Here is a 17557-nt window from a genome sequence, read left to right on the forward strand (position 1 = left end):
TCTGGGAACTAAAATAGCGGAAGCTGGTATTGATTGTTTATGCTAACTAAACAACCGCTTATGCGCTAACTTAAAACTGACAACTCTCGGTTCCGTCATTTCCTGTATCGTAAACTTAACCCCTTCTCTCCCTATCCCGGAACCTTTCACGCCTCCGAACGGCATCCCATCAATCCGATAATCACTACTGTCATTTATCATGATTCCGCCTACATCCATTCTTCCTATTGCCTCAAAAGCCTTGTCGATGTCCTTTGTAAAAATCCCGGCTTGCAGTCCATAGTTCACGTCATTTGATTTTTCGATTGCTGAGTCAAAGTCTGCAACAGGATACAGTAAAACGACGGGGCCGAAAATTTCTTGCTGAGCAATTGTACAATTCGACGGAACATCGGTTAACACCGTCGGGGAATAAAATGCCCCATTCCGCTCTCCGCCTATTAATAGCTTTGCCCCTTTGGCTATCGCTTCGTCCACCCAGCGCTCCACCCGGATTGCTTCCCTTTCATTAATCATTGGGCCCATATCCGTCGTTTCTAGCATCTTGTCTCCGACTTTATATTTGCTCACATGATCGATGAATAATGTGCTGAACTTTTCATAGATTTCTTCTTCTATATAAATCCGCTGAACGCCAAGACAGTTTTGCCCCACCGCATAAAATGCACCTGACACAGTGGATTCCACAGCCGTTTCAATATCCGCATCGCTTAAAACAATGACAGGCGAATTCGATCCGAGTTCCATACTGATTTTTTTCAATCCAGCTTTCCGGGCGATCGCTTCCCCAGTATCCAAGCCGCCTGTAAACGAGACCATTCGAACAGCGGGATGTGTCACTAACAGGTCTCCGATTTTACTGCCTTTACCTGTAATTACAGAAAGCACTTTAGGTGGCAACCCCGCGTAATCAAACGCTTCTGCTAAAAGAAGCGCACTGAGCGGAGTAAGCGTGGCCGGTTTGACGATGATTGCATTTCCCGAGGCAATCGCCGGTCCCACTTTATGTGCCACCAGATTCAACGGGTCATTAAATGGAGTAATCGCTGCAATAATGCCAATCGGAAATCGGTAATAATAGCCAATGCGATCTTCACTTCCTTCAGCCTGATCGAAAGGGATTGTCTCACCGTGGATGCGTCTCGCCTCTTCGGCACTTATTTTCAGCGTCTGAATACAGCGCCTCACTTCAGCCGTCGCTTCACGGATTGTCTTGCTGCCTTCCAACGCAATGGTAGCCGCAAACTTTTCTTGATTTTCTTCAATATGCTCTGCCGCTTTATTGAGGATGCTGATTCTAAGATGGACGGGCATTTTAGCAGCGATTTTTGCCCCTTCTTTCGCCTCTTCAATCGCCAACAGCATATCCTCCTTCGATGCCGAAGGGACAGTACTGATAAATGAATTGTCCTGCGGATTCAAAACTTCAATAACATCCTCTTTTTCAATCCATTTTCCAGCGACGAACATCGGATTTCCATGCATTTTCGTTTTCATTGTCGGTACACCTTCCTTCCAAAAAGACTTATATTGTAGCGCTTTTTACAGTTAATAGTTTGATAGTGGATCCCACAAGAATTTCTGTTCCTAGCAACATACAGCGCTCGTCGATATCAAATATATTCGTGTGCAGATCCCGACGGATACCATCCGGCAATGCGCAACCGAGAAAGAACATCGAGCCTGGGACATGTTGTGTCATATATCCGAAATCCTCTCCCCCAAGGCCAAATGCCTTTTCCTCTATTTGAATAGTCGGATACAACTCCACTGCCGCTTGCTTAATGATGTCATTTACCGCAGGATTGTTATTCAATGCGGGCTCTCCACGTTCGACCTCGAAGGAATACGACCCGCCAAGGGCTTCGACCAATTTAAATGCTTTTTCAACCTCTGTACTTAGTTGCTCTCTTACTTCTTTTGAATATGTTCGTAATGTCCCAGTCACAGCTACTTCTTGCGGAATTACATTACTCGCCGTCCCGGTGTGGATTTTACCGATACTGGCAACTGCCGTGTCCAAAGCGGAAATAGTTCTGGAACAGACTCCGTAAAATGCCTGCAATACTGAACCGAGCATCCAGATAGGGTCTGTTCCTAAGTGCGGATATCCCCCGTGGCCGCCCGTCCCCATGATCTTTCCGTGAAAAACATCCACGTTTGCCATGCTATAGCCATCATTCACTTGTATGGTGCCTACCGGATGCCATGGACAGACATGAAGTGCAAGCACTGATTCGACACCTTCCAATACACCTTCCTCGATCATTCTCGGTGCGCCAGACAATCCTTCCGCATCGGTGCATTCTTCCGCGGGCTGAAATATCAGTTTTACTGTCCCTTGAAAAAAACCAGATGCTGACTTTTTAGCAAGTATCTTGGCAGCACCGAGCAAAATGGCCGTATGGGCATCATGGCCGCAAGCATGCATGATGCCCGGATGCTTCGATTGAAAGCTGTGATCGGTTTTCTCATCAATCGGCAGCGCATCCATATCTGCACGAATCGCGACTGTCGGTCCTTCGCCATTTGAAATTGTTGCCACGACGCCTGTTTTGCCAACATCAGTTTGAACAGTAACCCCTTCAATCGCCCTTAACGTTTCAGCAACAAAGCGTGCTGTTCCATGTTCATGGAAACTGAGTTCAGGAAATTTGTGAATGTGTCTGCGCCATTCAATCATCTGCTGTTCCAAACTTTCAACTGCAGCAGCCGGGCTCTCGGTTTGCATCGGCATATAAAATCCTCCTCGACCAGGTTTGATGTTATAAAAAACTGAGCTCCTTTTGGTTATCTACAAACAATCCGCTCGTACCCATCTTCTTTAATAATTCAAATGCGAAAATGGCAATAGCTGTATCCTGTATTCCGGTACCCGTCAAATCACAGACCGTCACTTCTTCATCATGTAGTCTCCCTGGAACTTTACCCGCAGTGATTTCCCCAAGTTCAATCACCTGATCGGTTTCATAAAAGATTCCTTGCTTAACCGCGTGATGAAGCTCTCCAAGAGTGGCGCACTGCGATTGCACATCGCATACATAACGATCCGCATTCTTTAACACATCCGCTTCAAGTTCTTGTTTGGTTTCAGCATCGGAACCCATGGCAGTGATATGAAGGCCTGGATGCAGCCATTCCGCCTTTATGATTGGCTCTTTCGCAGGTGTGGTTGTGACGACAATTTCGCTGTCTCTTACAATTTGTTCAGGATTATTGGTTGCAATAACCTTCACATTTAATGCTGATTCCATTTCTTTTTGAAAATCTTTCACATTTTGTTCAGAACGTCCATAAACGAGGATTTCTTTGAAATCACGGACAGTTTTAAGCGCTTTCATTTGATATCTCGCTTGTGCCCCGGTTCCAATCACTCCGACTGTCGTCACTTGTTCTTTCGCCAAATACTTGGCCGCTACTGCCCCTGCTGCTGCAGTTCGTATTTCAGTCAGATACCCGTTATCCAGTAAAAAGGCTTCAGGTTGACCCGTTATCGTGCTGATTAATGCCATGAATCCATTGGCACTCGGTAAACCTAGCTGTGGATTATTGAAAAATCCGGAGGAAACCTTCAAAGCAAAGACATCTTTCCCAGTGATATAGGCCGTCTTGACATCGACTTCCCCGTTATTCTCTTCTACATCCACCCGCATAATTGGCGGCATAATGACTTTCTTCGTCGCCAGTTGCGTGAAAGCGTCTTCTACAACCGCAACTACTTCAGGTCCGAACTTCACCGATGAACGGATTTCTTCTTCAGTAAAGATAATCAAGTAGCTTCACCCCCTTGTACTAAATGACGATTTGTAATGGATCTTTTATAATCAATTCCCGATTAAAACTTGCCAATACTTCGCAACCATTTTCTGTTACTCTGAACGATTCACTAATTTCAATCCCATAATCTTCAAACCAAAGACCCGGAATGAGATGAAATGTCATGTTCGGTTGTAATATTGTAAAATCGCCTTTTCGGATACTCGCTGTATGCTCGCCCCAATCTGGTGGATAATTCAATCCCACGGAATAACCAATTCTGGATTCTTTACTGATTCCATGTTTTGAAATGACTGCATTCCAAGCACTTTCTATATCCTCGCAAGTAGCGCCAGGCTTAACCGCATCCAGAGCAGCATTTACACCTTCTACTAAAATTTTCGAGGTATCCAACGCTTGCGCAGTCGGTGCCCCTATAGAAACAGTCCTTGCTAACGGGGAATGGTAACGCTGATGACAGCCAGCCAATTCAATAATGACCATTTCATTGTTCACATATTTTCGATCAGTCCAAGTCAAATGCGGTGTTGAAGTATTTTTCCCTGCCGGTAACAGGGGTACGATTGACGGATAATCCCCTCCATATTCTTGTGTTCCACTGATTAAATCGCAATATATATTTGCCGCCACATCACATTCTCGGACACCTTCCTGAATGGATGCGACGGCAGTACTCATGCCAATTTCCGCAATTTTAGCCGCTCTTTTGATATATTTGATTTCCATTTCAGATTTTATAATCCGAACATAATTCACGAGAAGCGTGGCGTCAGAAAGTTGCGCATTCGGTAAATTCACCTTCAGTTTTTCATAAGCTAAAGCTGAAAAATAATAGGAGCCCATTTCTACGCCAATCCTCCGTTTTGACTGACCAATCTGCGTTAAGATTTTGGCGATGAAATCCATCGGATGTTTATAATTGGAATGAACATGATCTTCTGGATACGGAATAATGTTATCTGTGTATAACCATGTCGTTACTTCAGCCGCTTTAGCATCCATTTTTCTTCCAATCCAAATCGGCTGATCCTCGTCGATGATGACAATTAACATTTGATCGACATAAAAGGACCAACCATCATAGCCTGACAAATAGTTCATGTTTGCCGGGTTCGTAATAAGCAACACTTCAATTCCTTGTTCCATCATACTGGCCTTAGTCCGTCCCAACCGATCCTTGTACTCATTTAAACTAAATGGCATCATCTTAGTTCCTCCTATTCAACTTCAAAAGATATTTTCTTATGATTGATTCTCATTATATATTCCAAATAGTTAAAAAATCATCCGCATTATTGTATGAATTTTAAATTTATTGTTCATACAGTTTTCAGAAAAAGCACAAAAAGATGGAATCGGATATAAATTATTCCCGATTCCATCGATTCTCGCTATATGAAAGTGACTTTTTGTTCATTTTTTAATAACTCCTGTCGTCCAAACTTTAATACTGAAATTCAATAAAAACAAATCATCTGGATCTACGAGTGATAACATCGTCAACGATTCTATTTTTCGTAAACGATATAAAAGAGATTGACGATGGAGATTCAGTTCACGGGCTGTTTGGCTCACATTCAAGTTATTGTTTTTATAAGTTATGAATGTCTGAATCAAATCCATATCTCTTTTTTCATCGTATTCTACCAAAGGCGATACTGTTGACATCGTGATATCTTGGACTTCTTCATTGATGGCTAAATTCAATAACAGCCGATTAATTTGGGTTTCATCAAAATCAATGCGCTTTCCTATGCCTCTTTGACTTCTGCCCATTTCCAAAGCGGCTTTCGCTTTTTGAAAACTAGATGTATAATTCCAGATTCCGTCTTTTTCCTTTCCGATTCCCCAGGAAAAAGTGACGCCGGGAAGCAAGTGACTAAACCTTCTTTCCACTAAATCCAAGAACTGATTGACGGTATCCGATGCTACACTGTTCGGTGTCTCCAAAAAAACGATCACTTCGTCATTTTCGTATGCAAAAAGAAGTTGGCGTTGGAGATTTTCAGCAGCGTATAACATGCCTTCTTTGATATAGATGCTCATTCTTTCCAAACTTGCTTTTCTTGACTGGGAGAGATTCGCATCATGATTAATGAGGTCATTCAGATTTTCCGGAAAACCGACGATACATATATAAGGAAGATTAAGATTGTATCTGAAAAATTCAGCGTGTGACGCCACATGTTCTTCAGACATTCTTTCCCCTTTCGCTAAGTTCAGTAAAAATTCATTTTGCATCCGGCTTTCGGCTTTTATCACCGCGCTGTTACGTGAAAACCATAAGGCGGCAGCAACTACAGCCTGCTCTGCAATCGTCACTTCCTGTTCATTTAGACTGCTGCCCGTTTCAGATAAAATGAAAAAGTCTCCTTTATGACCTGTGTCGGATTGGATATTCAGATGAAGAAGCTGCATATCCCCGTTTTCTATCTTTCCTATCTCGGACTGCATGGGATGATGCGATTCATGTATGGACATATTTTTCTTCAGCTGATTCCACAAAGTAAGTACGTCTCTTGGATTCGCGCTACCTGCGATAGCTTCACCCTTCTCATTACAAATCAAAACAGATTGATTCAATTCTAGCTCAACATATTTCGTGATATGCTCCAACGTTTTCCCTTCAAGAATCTTTTGGATAAGGTGTTGCTGTACATCCTCAGAACGCTTCCTATTATTTTGATTTAAATCATTCATTTTAGTCATTATTTCATGGACAATATCCGCGAATCGGATTTCCCAAGGGAACTCAATTATGGCAAACTTTCTATCTTCGGCAAAATGGATAATCTCCTCCGGTATTTCAAAAATATATCTGCCTGTTGCAATCGCGAGGGCCGAAGCACCTGAGTCGTATACATCTTTAACAAAACTCAAAAACTCTTCTGTCTTTTCGTGACAACCGATCCCTGTCGTAAGGACGAATTCATTTTCCCTAACAAAGTTTTCAACAGGACTTTCTATAACCGAGACCCATTCAACCACTTTTCCATCAATAGTTCCTTCGCTTGTTTTTAGTTTGGTTGTCTTTAATAGACGAGATTCTAAAATTTCCTTGACTGATAAATGCATCCTAGTCAGCCCCTCCCCTGTGAGTGCAATTACATGTCTTCTTATAGAAATCTCCGCCAGATTTGAGCGTCGATGTCACCACTCTTCCCTTTTATAGTTCTGAAGAATTTCAAGAATTACTGAGAAGTCTATATTATTCCCCGTGATGATTGTTCCAACTTTTTTATAACGTCCTTGTATTTTCCCTTGAATGATGGCAGCGATTCCTACGGCGGCCGCCCCTTCAACAACCATCCTGTGATGTTCAACCATGAAAGTCATTCCTTGTGCAATCTCATCCTCTGAAACTAGAATGATATCATCAACATAGTTTTTGACAATGTCAAACGTATATTCATTATTCAATCCTATCCCGCCAAGCAGACTGTCTGCGAGAGTGTCCTGTTCCTGTAAAACAACCGGCTTTCCTGCTTGAATACTCTCATTCATGACAGAAGCCCCTTCCATTGATACGCCGATTACTTGAATCATAGGATTCACTGATTTCAATGCAATTGCCACGCCTGCTATCAATCCTCCTCCAGAAAGCGGTACAATAACAGCATCTAGGTCTGGGAGCGCTTCCAATAATTCAAGACCAATTGTACCTTGTCCAGCAATCACTTCTAAATCGTCGAATGGTTTAATAACAGTCATACCATGCTTTTCCTGTAGTTCATAACAATACTTTTCAGCATCATCCTGACTTTCTCCAATAATTACAATATCCGCTCCTGCCCTCCGGATGGCATCCACTTTCGCTAGCGGGACCCGGCTGGATATACAAACAGTCGCCTTGATGCCGAGCTTTCGCGCCACATACGCAACAGCCAATCCATGATTTCCAGTGGAAAATGTAGCCACCCCACACTGCTTTTTTTCCTCAGTCAAACTGATTATTTTATTGGCCGCTCCTCTGACCTTAAATGCACCGATATCCTGTAGATTTTCTAACTTCAAATAAACCTCTGCCCCCATTCTATCGGATAATACCGGCGAGGAGATGAGAGGCGTTTCCACAATAATATTTTGAATATTATTTCTCGCTTTCCAAATCAGCTGAGTATTCGTTATGCTCAGCTTCTCTTCTAACTTTGCATCCATAGAATCACCTCATTAGTTATTTTAATTATGTGACTAATAGATTCACCCCGTTATTAATCAAACCTTCTCACACTTCACACTAATTTGTAAAGTTTTCTTCTTAATAAAAGGTAAAGTTAACGATCCAGACGATTAGACAATCATTAAAAGTGCTTCTGTGGTGTCCAAATTTCTAGTTTTGGTCGATACGTTGTAGTTATGTTATCGCAATTGGTCATTTTCCTGATAACGGTTTAACCATCTATCGACTTCTTTAAAAACAAAAAGCGCATGAACATTATATTATCAATGTTCATGCGCTTTTCTATTTAGTCATTAACCTTTATGCACCCCACGAGGGATTCGTGGAAGCATTTAAAATGCTTAGAAACGAGTCAAGACCGACTAAAACGGTTCCAAGTAGTGCTTTGTACTTTATTGATTATTCTCTTGTTGTTGTTCTGACGGCTCTTCTGACGGATCCGGTTCATCTTCGTCAACGCCATTACATCCGAAAAGTAAGCCTGCTGACAAAATAACCGACATAAGCGGAAGAAAATATTTTTTATTCTTCATTCCATTTCCTCCAATCTAAATTAGTCTTGTGTTACTTTGCCCTGTCATCGGATTATTATTCATGGAAATAAAAAGCACCCCAATAGTTAATGACAATATAAGCCTTGGCTAAAGCATTTTCAAAATCAAAACTTTTTTTTAAATGTAATTTCTGCAAAAAAAAAAGTGCTGTGAACGTTATTCGTTCACAACACTTTGTTATTATGAGAAGTTTCTACTTCCATCCCCATTTCTGAAAAACCTTATGGGCTTCTTCAGTTTGTAAATAAGTTAAAAACTTTTCAGCCATCTTTTTATTTTGACCTTTTAAGGTCAAAGCTGCTGGTGTTCCCCTGTATAATTTATCTTCTTCCGAAAACTTTACTAAGTCCGTTTCATTTTGAAGTCGATAATGCCAAGATTCATACGTGATCCATGCATCGATTGTTGAATCTAATTTCCATAGTTCTATCGCTTCGGCACTCGTTTTGACCGAAACAGCAATATTTTGTTGAATATCGGGGATGAGTCCCTTACGACCCGCTAAATCCTCCCAAAGTCCAAGTTGTCCCGCCCCGTTCACGTCGACAATACGGACATTTTCTTTTGTTAAATCAGCAAATGTTTGAATGTTTTTTGGATTTCCCTTTCTCACTAGTATTCCTGCAGGACGGGAATATAATTCAACCCAAGAATCTTCGCTTAATAATTTTGGATGTGCAAACGAAAAGTTACGTAACATGTATGATGAGCCGCCGTAAATAATGTCCCCATTCTGTTTTGCATTTTCAATCCATTTTCCTTCCGGTCCAGCAACCACTTGAACTTGAATGCCTTGTCCTTTTGAAAAACGCTTCGCTAATTCTTCCATCGGACCAAAAGGACCACCCGGACCATAAACATAAACAATATTATTATCCTTTTTCGACTTTACGCCCTTTTCACTTGCCATACCTGTCATCATAATCGCCCCTGCAAAAATCAGAATAACGAAAAGCACGAACTTAATTTTCCTCAACTCTCTCGACCACCTTTCAAATAGTTACTTCTACTAAAGGAAACGACGTAAAAGTCAAAACGGTTTGAAAGATAATTTATTCAATCGAACAAATTATTAATCATCAGCTCTAACGACAGGAAAAGGAGTTAAGAACCCGAGGATGTAAGTAAATGAAAAAGAAGATTTTCAATGCGGAAAGTTCATGTGAAAAGTTTTGATATTCAATCGTATTCTCACAAAACAATAAAGCGTCACAAACATTGTTTTGACAATGTTTATGACGCTAAATGGGAGGTCCTTATCTTATACAGATTACCCTATACTTCCCAAAAGGACGTTTTTAAGGGCGTTTAAACCCTTATATAGCGAGCGAGGTTTCTTCTAAATTTAGCACTTAGTTAAAATTATGAAATCGATTGTCCACCATCAATTTTCATTTCAACACCGTTTATATGTTTTGCTTTTTCACTTGCTAAGTATGCCGAAAAATAGGCGACTTCTTCAGCGCGCCCGATATGTTCAGATGGAATAGCGTTTATTTGTCGAACAACTTCAGGACGACCTTGTTGAATTGCATACTGGACCATTGGCGTATCGATTAGTCCTGGACAAAGTGCAACGGCGCGAATTCCGTCTTTAGCATAATTGAAAGCTAGTTGTTTCGTATATCCAACAACGGCATGCTTAGAAGTAATATATGCTGCGTCCCCTACACCAGCAATTGTTCCTCCAATTGAAGCAATATTAATGAATGTACCCTTCCCTTTTTTCAACATATGAGGCAAAATCTCATTTGTAAGTAAATAGACTGCTTTAACGTTTACATTCATGATTAGGTCCCATTCTTCTTCAGTAATATCAAGAGATGCTTTGAAATCCGCCAAAACAGCTGCGTTATTCACGCAAATATCGACTGTACCAAATGTTTCAAGCGCCTTTTTAATCATCATTTGAATGTCTTCTTTTTTAGAAATGTCAGCAACAATACCAAGTACAGTTCCATTAAGATCTTTGATTAGTTTTTCTGTTTCAGCTAAACCCACCTCATTTAGATCATTAACGATGACCTTTGCACCTTCTTTTACGTATTCAATTGCTTGTGCTCTACCTAGTCCTGACCCAGCGCCTGTAATTAAGGCGACTTTCTCTTGTAATAACATAATATCCCTCCTAAGATTATATCCACAATTACTGGTCAAATAGAATAATCTTTTACATAAAAGACCGAGTTCCTTTTAAGTACTTAATTCTAACTGAAACATTTATATTTATAATTGTAGCTAACCTCACATTACATATCAATTTGGGCTAATGCCAACTATAAGTGATAAAGTAGGTCTCTTAAATAACTAGGAATTACAATGTATGCTTTGTGAGAAATACTTCCAATACTAATCTATTCAAATGTCATTACCGCAGGTCGGTTATTTTCAAAAAGGTGGTTGACAGGCTTTATTTATATTCGATATGATATGAGTTAACCTTATCAATAAAAAGGTTAACTCTTGAAGGGGGAAGTTTTTCACATGACAGAATCAAATTTAAAGTTGCGAATGATGATTGTTACAGCATTATTTGCAGCAATTATTGGCGTCCTGGCGCAAGTAACAATTCCGTTACCACTCGTTCCTATTACAGGTCAAACATTAGCGATTGGACTTGCCGCAACGATTTTAGGTGCTAGGTACGGAACAATATCCGTATTCGTTTATTTAGGTCTCGGTGCAGTAGGTATTCCAGTTTTCGCACAAATGTCTGGCGGGTTAGGTAGCTTATTTGGACCAACTGGTGGATTTTTATTCGGATTTATTCCAACTGCCTTTATTATCGGTTATTATCTTGAGAAGACAAGTTTCACTGTTGCCAATGCAGTTATCGCAAATATCATTGGTATGTTTGTTGCATTGACTTTCGGAACAATTTGGTTAAAGTTTGTCGCTGATCTTTCATGGACAGGTGCATTTATGGGCGGGTTTGTCCCTTTCATTTTTGTAGGTGTTATTAAAGCCGCGCTCGCTGCATGGATTGGAATCACAGTTAGAAATCGGTTGAAATCTGCAAGTTTTTTATATGCTTGAAAGACAAAAAAATACTTTGCGTCATGAATAGTATCAGAAACAGATAGCTGAAATTTCGCTGTCTGTTTTTTTATTTGTCCTCCTTCTTTTTCTCTTTCTATTACAGAATCAGGATAAATTAAAATTAATGACATATCCTAAAAATTAATCTATAAGCATGGAGGTTATAAATTGAATAAAGGCATAGCTAAATTACTTAGCATTTCGTTGCTTTGCATTTTCCTTATCGCTTGTCAGAATACAAAACAAATGGATAATAACTCATCACCCCCTTCATCTGATCATATAAAATACAATCAAGAAGGCGATATTAGAGATGATCAGCCCCAGCTTGAAGGAGGTTCAGAAAGAGACGTTCGTGAACCGCATCCCGTTTCAAACGACAAGTTGCAAAAGGAATATCCAAACATTCTCGTTTTGCACGGGAATCCAACGAAAAATCAAGTAGCACTGACTTTTGATGATGGACCAGATATCCGGTTTACTCCCCAGGTGCTTGACGTTTTAGCAAAACATGATGTGAAAGCAACCTTTTTCCTGATTGGCGCGAGAGCAAAAGCGCATCGAGATATCACGAAACGAATTCATGATGAGGGGCATGCTATTGGAAACCACACATATTGGCATCCAAATTTACCGAAAGAGAGTTTAGAAAGGTTAAGATGGGAATTGACAGAAACGGAACAGGTTATCGAGGATATAATTGGTTTTAAACCGCGTCTTTTTCGCTCTCCATATGGTGCTTTAAACGAAGAGATAGTAAAGACGTTGGGTGAAATGAATCATACAGTTATTGGATGGGATGTTGATTCCGTTGACTGGAAACTACCTGGCGCTGACATGGTAGCAGATAATGTTCTTAGCAATGTTGGTTTTGGATCTATTATATTAATGCATGATGGTGGCGATTGGTCGATGGATTTATCTGGAACAGTAGAAGGACTGGATAGAATCATTTCAAAACTGAAGGAAGATGGAACCAAGTTTGTCACGTTACCGGAACTAATTGGAATACCTGAGACGAAATAAAAAACTGGCTAGTTGTACAATCAACTTAGCCGCCTAAAATTAGACAATAAATAGCCATTATAAAGTTTCGTGTATCATTGAAGTTACTAGACCAACAATGTGGGGAAGTTTTATAATGGCACATACCAACATACAAAACCGTAAATATAACCACCTATTGGTTGGTTATTGGTTGACGGTGAAATTGCTGCTATAGAAATTGAGTCCATTCTAAGAAAAAGGATTGTTCCATCTTTGAAACCTCAGCCGTTTAACGAATATTTTCGTGACTGGCTTACCGATTAAATGGCCGGATTGTTGAAGACAGTTCTTACTGAATATCAATCAATTTTGTACAATAAGTATGAACTTTATAATTGTTAAAATTACTCCGAAGTAGATTAGAAAATCTCCTCCAAAACTTCTATCGATTTCAATATATGATCCAGCAAATCTGCAATATACGCCATGTGTTTCTCGTTTATTTTTGATTTGATTGTCATATCTATGCTATTACACTTTAAAAACTGGGAGAAATTACAGAAACAAGGCCGATTTAATGTGTAACTTTAGAAAATGATTGCGGAATTCCCAGTCAGTTAACTTCATATGTTTATTGTACATATGAAGGAGCTGGTAATTTGATCATATTGAGGAGAAAACTTTCTAAAGCCATCAAGCAGCGATCAGATGAAGTGTATATATCACTCACCAATATAGAAATTAAAAACAACTTCGATAGTATTATGAGATTTTCATTATCTGTTTTGGACGAAGTAAAGGAATTGAAAATGAGTGAAGACGGTTCAAACGAAGAGACTGAACATCCCTTAATTGATGTTGTTAGATTAGTCGGCAGGCAACTTCAATCTCAATATTTAACTAATCTTTTATATCAAAGAGATGAAGCACAAATACCCAAGTTGCTTCCAGAAGAAGTACTTTTCAATCCATTATCCATGATTACTAAAGAGGGTACTATTTTTCAGGATGTAATAAGAGAACTAAAAACTGAATATGTAATTTCATTAAATCGGGATCTAGTATTGCCCTGGTCGTGGAAAAAATCAAGATTGACTACTTGTATTGCTCAGATTGGGCAAGGTAGAAAATTGGGGCAGTGGCGTCAAGACTACAATAATCACCATGTAGAATTATGGTTGCCAATGGGAATAGCATGGGTTTATGGAGGAAATCATTCAATATCAGCCGGTATAATTCAGGGCAAAGGAGAAATTATTCCCAAGTCTGTTTATGACATTAGTGGTGTGTATGATTATGTGTATTGTGATGGTGTTAATTATTATCGTAAAGAAGATGGCAGTATTATCTCTCCGGTCATGTATGCTGAGTTTGCGGCTATTTTTGAAATAGGTCGTATAATGGCTGAGAATTCAATTAGTTATTAAAAACGAGACTATATAAGTGAATTAATGCTGTGGTTTTCAACGAAGTAATGACTTTTTGAACAATTCGGATTGCAATCACCTTATCAGATGGGCGATATATACGGTCCACTCTCTTTGTGGCGTTTGGGATTTATTAACCCTTCCTTTATCCAATGTTAAATCGCAAAAGCAGACACATTCACTTCTTTAGCTACGTCTACAATCTTCACGATTCTATCTTCTCTTTTTTATAAAATCTCTTCCAGCACTTCTAACGATTCCAAAACATGAGCTAGCAATTCTTCAATATCCGCCATATGCTTTTCGTTTATTTTAGATTTGAATCTCATGTCTATGATGTTTTGATAACCAGACGCATGTTGTCCATGTACGAAACTTAGTGTTTGGGTTAGGTGAATGTCCGTTTCCCAAATGGCGTTTAGGGCTTGCTCAATTCGCAGGCACTCGTTAGCGGCGTTTTGAACAGTTTTGGCAAATCGCACGGCCAGCTTGCTACCTAGATTTTCTCCGAGCACCTCTAATATTTCACCTGCCAACTCTTTGACAGATGCTTGTAGTACAATTTCTGCCGTAACTTCCGGTTGATTGACGAGCGAAAATTGAATTGCAAATTCCCGGGAAAGAATGGCAAAGTCCATACGATCCACCCGATTGATGATCGTTATTTTTTATCTAAATTGTCTAAATCATAAATATGGTTTTCAAACGCTATTCTTAAATTTTCAAAGATTGTTGGATCATACAAATTAATACCTCCTGACGGTGTTCACTTGATTAAATCCCTTAATACTCACATCCCAATTGAGGATTTTAAACAATACTTTTAGTTAAATAGTTGCTTATTAAGAACCTCAAAATACAGACCACCAAAATTATGTGTCTATTTAGGATGGAGCAAATGATTCGTTATATACCCACTTAGATCCAATATAAATCATAGCTTTAAAAATTAATTGTTTCCCCGATAAATTTTCACTCCTCATGGCCAATGAAAAACCGCATATGATGTCAGCCGTTAAATCCAAAAAGCACATCGATTATGTGGTTTTGGTAATCCTTAAATCACTTATCAACAAGCTCTGTTTCTTTGCTTAAAATACTAATAAAATTATCATCCTGGCCAAACAATAACCTGAACTTCCCCCTTTCAAACATAATAAAAAGACACCTTATGATTTGGCGTCTTTATAGTTCTTTGGTTCAAACTTAACGTCTTTAAATAGCTTCTGATATTCTGCTTGTTTTGTTTTTATTTCAAAATCTAACCTCTCCGGAAATGAATTTTCTTGTTTTATAGCCTTACTTATTTTCCTTTTGTAAATCCAATATCTAATCCAGAACTTACTCATTTTACTAGGCAATTTATCAAAACTCTGTAAATGTTGATTCGTCTTTCCGGCAACTAACATTCCAGGAGACACTATATAAATATTATTCATAGCATCCTGATATAAAATTTCTACTTTTTCCTTACGAGAGTCTTGATTAGTTTTTTCGATGTGTTCTTCTTTTAGTGTTAACCTCATTATTCTATGTTCGCTTGGTTTTAACCCCACAATAGGTTTTGATAAGAAGTACTGTTTTTTCCACTTGGATTTCCTTGACGGAATTGATAAAAGGATAAAGGCTTTAACAACATAACCTTTACCAACATTTTTTAATTCTGCTTCCCAAGAAAAAGGATAATATTCATAAATGTTAATGCTGGTCCTAATTCTACTGACAATAACTTGTGACGAGTATTCCATTAATAAAGCTCTACTTGCATATACAGCCGTCCCCACAGCAATTGTTAAGAGCAATATATTTATAACTACTGATATCCACTCAGTCATTTAACCACCCCAAACGCAATTATAAACTAAAGTGTATCATCTGAGGTGATTATTTGGGGACATCGTTAGAAATAGATAGTGGAACACCTTTCAATTTCGATAGATATTTTTTTAACTGGTTGCGTAGCTAAAAATGGAACTTTCGAATTCTTCACCGTAGTTGTAAATAGCACCGATAACAAGATATACAATTTCATGGAGCACAGCACTAAGAAAACGTATCCAGCCAAAGATCTCCGAAAAATTACTGGTTTCACCGAAAAACGATTTATTTAATAAATTGCATAAATTGAAAGAGCAATCAGAGAACAGCATATAGTGACTTATCAATATTTAGCGTCAATGAAATGATGAACCAATGAACTGATATATCCCTTCTGAACGCATGAGAACTCTTCTGAAAGATTGGTCCGAATATAAAATATAAGTTGAGCGTGCCCAGAAATGGTACGTTTTTTTAGTTGTCAGCCAATTTTAGTTTGATACAATCAATAAGAGGTGAAATAAGGTGAAAAATAAAAAAACAGTGCTAATAGCATCGGGGATTATTGCACTGGTACTTATAACAATAAGTATAGGATATTTCAATGAAACGAAGAAAGACAATGTAACAATTAAAGAAAAAAGCAAAATTACTAATCATGGAGCTCCAGCTGTACCAGTAATTGAAATTGAAGAAAAAAGAAAAGAACCAATAGAGATTGAATTCATATCTCTTATGGAAGAGTATCAAGTTCGAAATGCAATTCATGGAATGTCTCATCAAAAAGTCCGTGCAGCTGACAAATGGGGTTTCCTTCCCATGACTCAAGAGCGAGTAGAACGTTTAATTGAAGTTGTTGAAATGAACAAATCGAGCTACGATAATGATGAATTGTATTTAGATATTCTCAATCGCTGGGCAAACAACGATTTCTCTCGAGCGGACAAAGACCACAATGCAATATGGACGCTTCAAGGAGGGAATGTTGGACGAGCTACAGGGGTTTTAACTTTTGAAGAAGAAAAAGAGTTTATAAAAAAGTATTTTAATATTGAAGTAATTGATGTAACGTCAGATTAATTGACGTTACTTTTATATTTGTTTATTAGTTCCCATCGTGCTTTATATGTATTAAGATTGAATTAACAGATAAACAGGAGATGTTGAACTATGAAATTTGTATTCGATATAAATCAAGACAAAGCTTTGAGAGTGATAGATGAGATTGCTTTTAACGAGGTGACAGGAGAATACTCCATTTATGATAATACAACTGATTTGGTTCCCATCATGAAAAGCAGTTATCATGTGATTGTTGAAAACATTTCTAATTGGTATGGATCTAGCGTGAGTGAACCAAAGTGGATTGAAGAAATTAATGTGGAGTTATTGAAGTATGGAATCTGACGGACGTAAAAGTTCGTTGATTGAAATCTCAAGGAGGAATACAAATAGGAATGAAATTAATTTATAAAAAGAGTTTAATGGTTGAACTCGTGAAGCTTGGTCATGATTTGGAATACACTGCTAGGAATCGCAACAATCCACAATATCAAGTGTATTTCTCCCCACATTCAAAAGCTTTTGACCAAGACATTGCCATGCTTACTGGGAATGAATATATTGATGATGAACGAGCTGTAGAATGAAACACAAGATCATGGACATCGCTAAAATGGTTGGTTTGTGACTTAGCGTGTTCTTAATGAGAAAATAGCCCCTTAAAATTAAAAAAAGGACTCAAAATTAAATTTTCGAATTTTAAAGTCGTCTAT

The 17557-nt window shown here is 38.7% G+C and carries 17 protein-coding genes; 6 read left to right on the top strand and 11 right to left on the bottom strand.

Annotation, left to right across the window (positions count from 1 at the left end; translation table 11 throughout):
• Positions 1-42 precede the first annotated feature (42 nt).
• The 9 genes from JSQ81_RS02880 to JSQ81_RS02920 all read right to left on the bottom strand — a co-directional run bounded on the left by JSQ81_RS02880 (position 43) and on the right by JSQ81_RS02920 (position 10629).
• Positions 43-1497 (bottom strand): aldehyde dehydrogenase family protein, encoded by a 1455-nt coding sequence (locus JSQ81_RS02880; RefSeq protein WP_212606240.1) that lies wholly within the window; start codon positions 1495-1497, stop codon positions 43-45.
• 28 nt (positions 1498-1525) lie between these two features.
• Positions 1526-2737, bottom strand: coding sequence for a M20 metallopeptidase family protein (locus tag JSQ81_RS02885; RefSeq protein WP_249336616.1), 1212 nt, complete (start codon positions 2735-2737; stop codon positions 1526-1528).
• A 28-nt stretch (positions 2738-2765) separates the two neighbouring features.
• Positions 2766-3773, bottom strand: coding sequence for a cyclodeaminase (locus JSQ81_RS02890; RefSeq protein WP_212606241.1), 1008 nt, complete (start codon positions 3771-3773; stop codon positions 2766-2768).
• A gap of 19 nt (positions 3774-3792) precedes the next feature.
• Positions 3793-4983 (bottom strand): M24 family metallopeptidase, encoded by a 1191-nt coding sequence (locus JSQ81_RS02895; RefSeq protein ID WP_212606242.1) that lies wholly within the window; start codon positions 4981-4983, stop codon positions 3793-3795.
• 207 nt (positions 4984-5190) lie between these two features.
• Positions 5191-6852 carry a PucR family transcriptional regulator gene (locus tag JSQ81_RS02900; RefSeq protein WP_212606243.1) on the bottom strand — a complete coding sequence of 554 codons (1662 nt, stop codon included), beginning with the start codon at positions 6850-6852 and terminating at the stop codon, positions 5191-5193.
• Between the two features lie 75 nt (positions 6853-6927).
• Positions 6928-7935, bottom strand: coding sequence for a hydroxyectoine utilization dehydratase EutB (eutB, locus tag JSQ81_RS02905; RefSeq protein WP_212606244.1), 1008 nt, complete (start codon positions 7933-7935; stop codon positions 6928-6930).
• 414 nt (positions 7936-8349) lie between these two features.
• Positions 8350-8490 (bottom strand): hypothetical protein, encoded by a 141-nt coding sequence (locus JSQ81_RS02910; protein WP_212606245.1) that lies wholly within the window; start codon positions 8488-8490, stop codon positions 8350-8352.
• A 214-nt stretch (positions 8491-8704) separates the two neighbouring features.
• Positions 8705-9487 carry a substrate-binding domain-containing protein gene (locus tag JSQ81_RS02915; protein ID WP_249336617.1) on the bottom strand — a complete coding sequence of 261 codons (783 nt, stop codon included), beginning with the start codon at positions 9485-9487 and terminating at the stop codon, positions 8705-8707.
• Positions 9488-9873: 386 nt separating this feature from the next.
• Positions 9874-10629 carry an SDR family NAD(P)-dependent oxidoreductase gene (locus JSQ81_RS02920; RefSeq protein ID WP_212606246.1) on the bottom strand — a complete coding sequence of 252 codons (756 nt, stop codon included), beginning with the start codon at positions 10627-10629 and terminating at the stop codon, positions 9874-9876.
• 366 nt (positions 10630-10995) lie between these two features.
• Here JSQ81_RS02920 and JSQ81_RS02925 point away from each other — a divergent pair, with 366 nt between their 5' ends.
• The 3 genes from JSQ81_RS02925 (at position 10996) to JSQ81_RS02935 (ending at position 13964) form a co-directional block, all read left to right on the top strand.
• On the top strand, positions 10996-11547 hold the full coding sequence (locus tag JSQ81_RS02925) for a biotin transporter BioY (RefSeq protein ID WP_212606247.1): 552 nt from the start codon (positions 10996-10998) through the stop codon (positions 11545-11547).
• Positions 11548-11718: 171 nt separating this feature from the next.
• Positions 11719-12576, top strand: coding sequence for a polysaccharide deacetylase family protein (locus tag JSQ81_RS02930; RefSeq protein WP_212606248.1), 858 nt, complete (start codon positions 11719-11721; stop codon positions 12574-12576).
• A gap of 620 nt (positions 12577-13196) precedes the next feature.
• Positions 13197-13964, top strand: coding sequence for a DUF6710 family protein (locus JSQ81_RS02935; RefSeq protein WP_212606249.1), 768 nt, complete (start codon positions 13197-13199; stop codon positions 13962-13964).
• Between the two features lie 227 nt (positions 13965-14191).
• Here the strand turns inward: JSQ81_RS02935 and JSQ81_RS02940 are convergent, their stop codons facing one another.
• Together JSQ81_RS02940 and JSQ81_RS02945 are read right to left on the bottom strand one after the other, a co-directional pair.
• Positions 14192-14602 (bottom strand): hypothetical protein, encoded by a 411-nt coding sequence (locus tag JSQ81_RS02940; RefSeq protein WP_249336618.1) that lies wholly within the window; start codon positions 14600-14602, stop codon positions 14192-14194.
• Positions 14603-15133: 531 nt separating this feature from the next.
• Positions 15134-15799 (bottom strand): hypothetical protein, encoded by a 666-nt coding sequence (locus tag JSQ81_RS02945; RefSeq protein ID WP_212606250.1) that lies wholly within the window; start codon positions 15797-15799, stop codon positions 15134-15136.
• Between the two features lie 508 nt (positions 15800-16307).
• Between JSQ81_RS02945 and JSQ81_RS02950 the strand changes: the two genes are divergently transcribed.
• The 3 genes from JSQ81_RS02950 (at position 16308) to JSQ81_RS02960 (ending at position 17431) form a co-directional block, all read left to right on the top strand.
• Positions 16308-16862, top strand: coding sequence for a DUF6241 domain-containing protein (locus JSQ81_RS02950; RefSeq protein ID WP_212606251.1), 555 nt, complete (start codon positions 16308-16310; stop codon positions 16860-16862).
• A gap of 90 nt (positions 16863-16952) precedes the next feature.
• Positions 16953-17189, top strand: a complete 237-nt coding sequence (locus JSQ81_RS02955; RefSeq protein ID WP_212606252.1) for a hypothetical protein — start codon at positions 16953-16955, stop codon at positions 17187-17189.
• A gap of 50 nt (positions 17190-17239) precedes the next feature.
• Positions 17240-17431, top strand: a complete 192-nt coding sequence (locus JSQ81_RS02960) for a hypothetical protein (RefSeq protein ID WP_212606253.1) — start codon at positions 17240-17242, stop codon at positions 17429-17431.
• Positions 17432-17557 lie beyond the last annotated feature (126 nt).

Source organism: Sporosarcina sp. Marseille-Q4063, from assembly GCF_018309085.1.
GTDB lineage: Bacteria > Bacillota > Bacilli > Bacillales_A > Planococcaceae > Sporosarcina.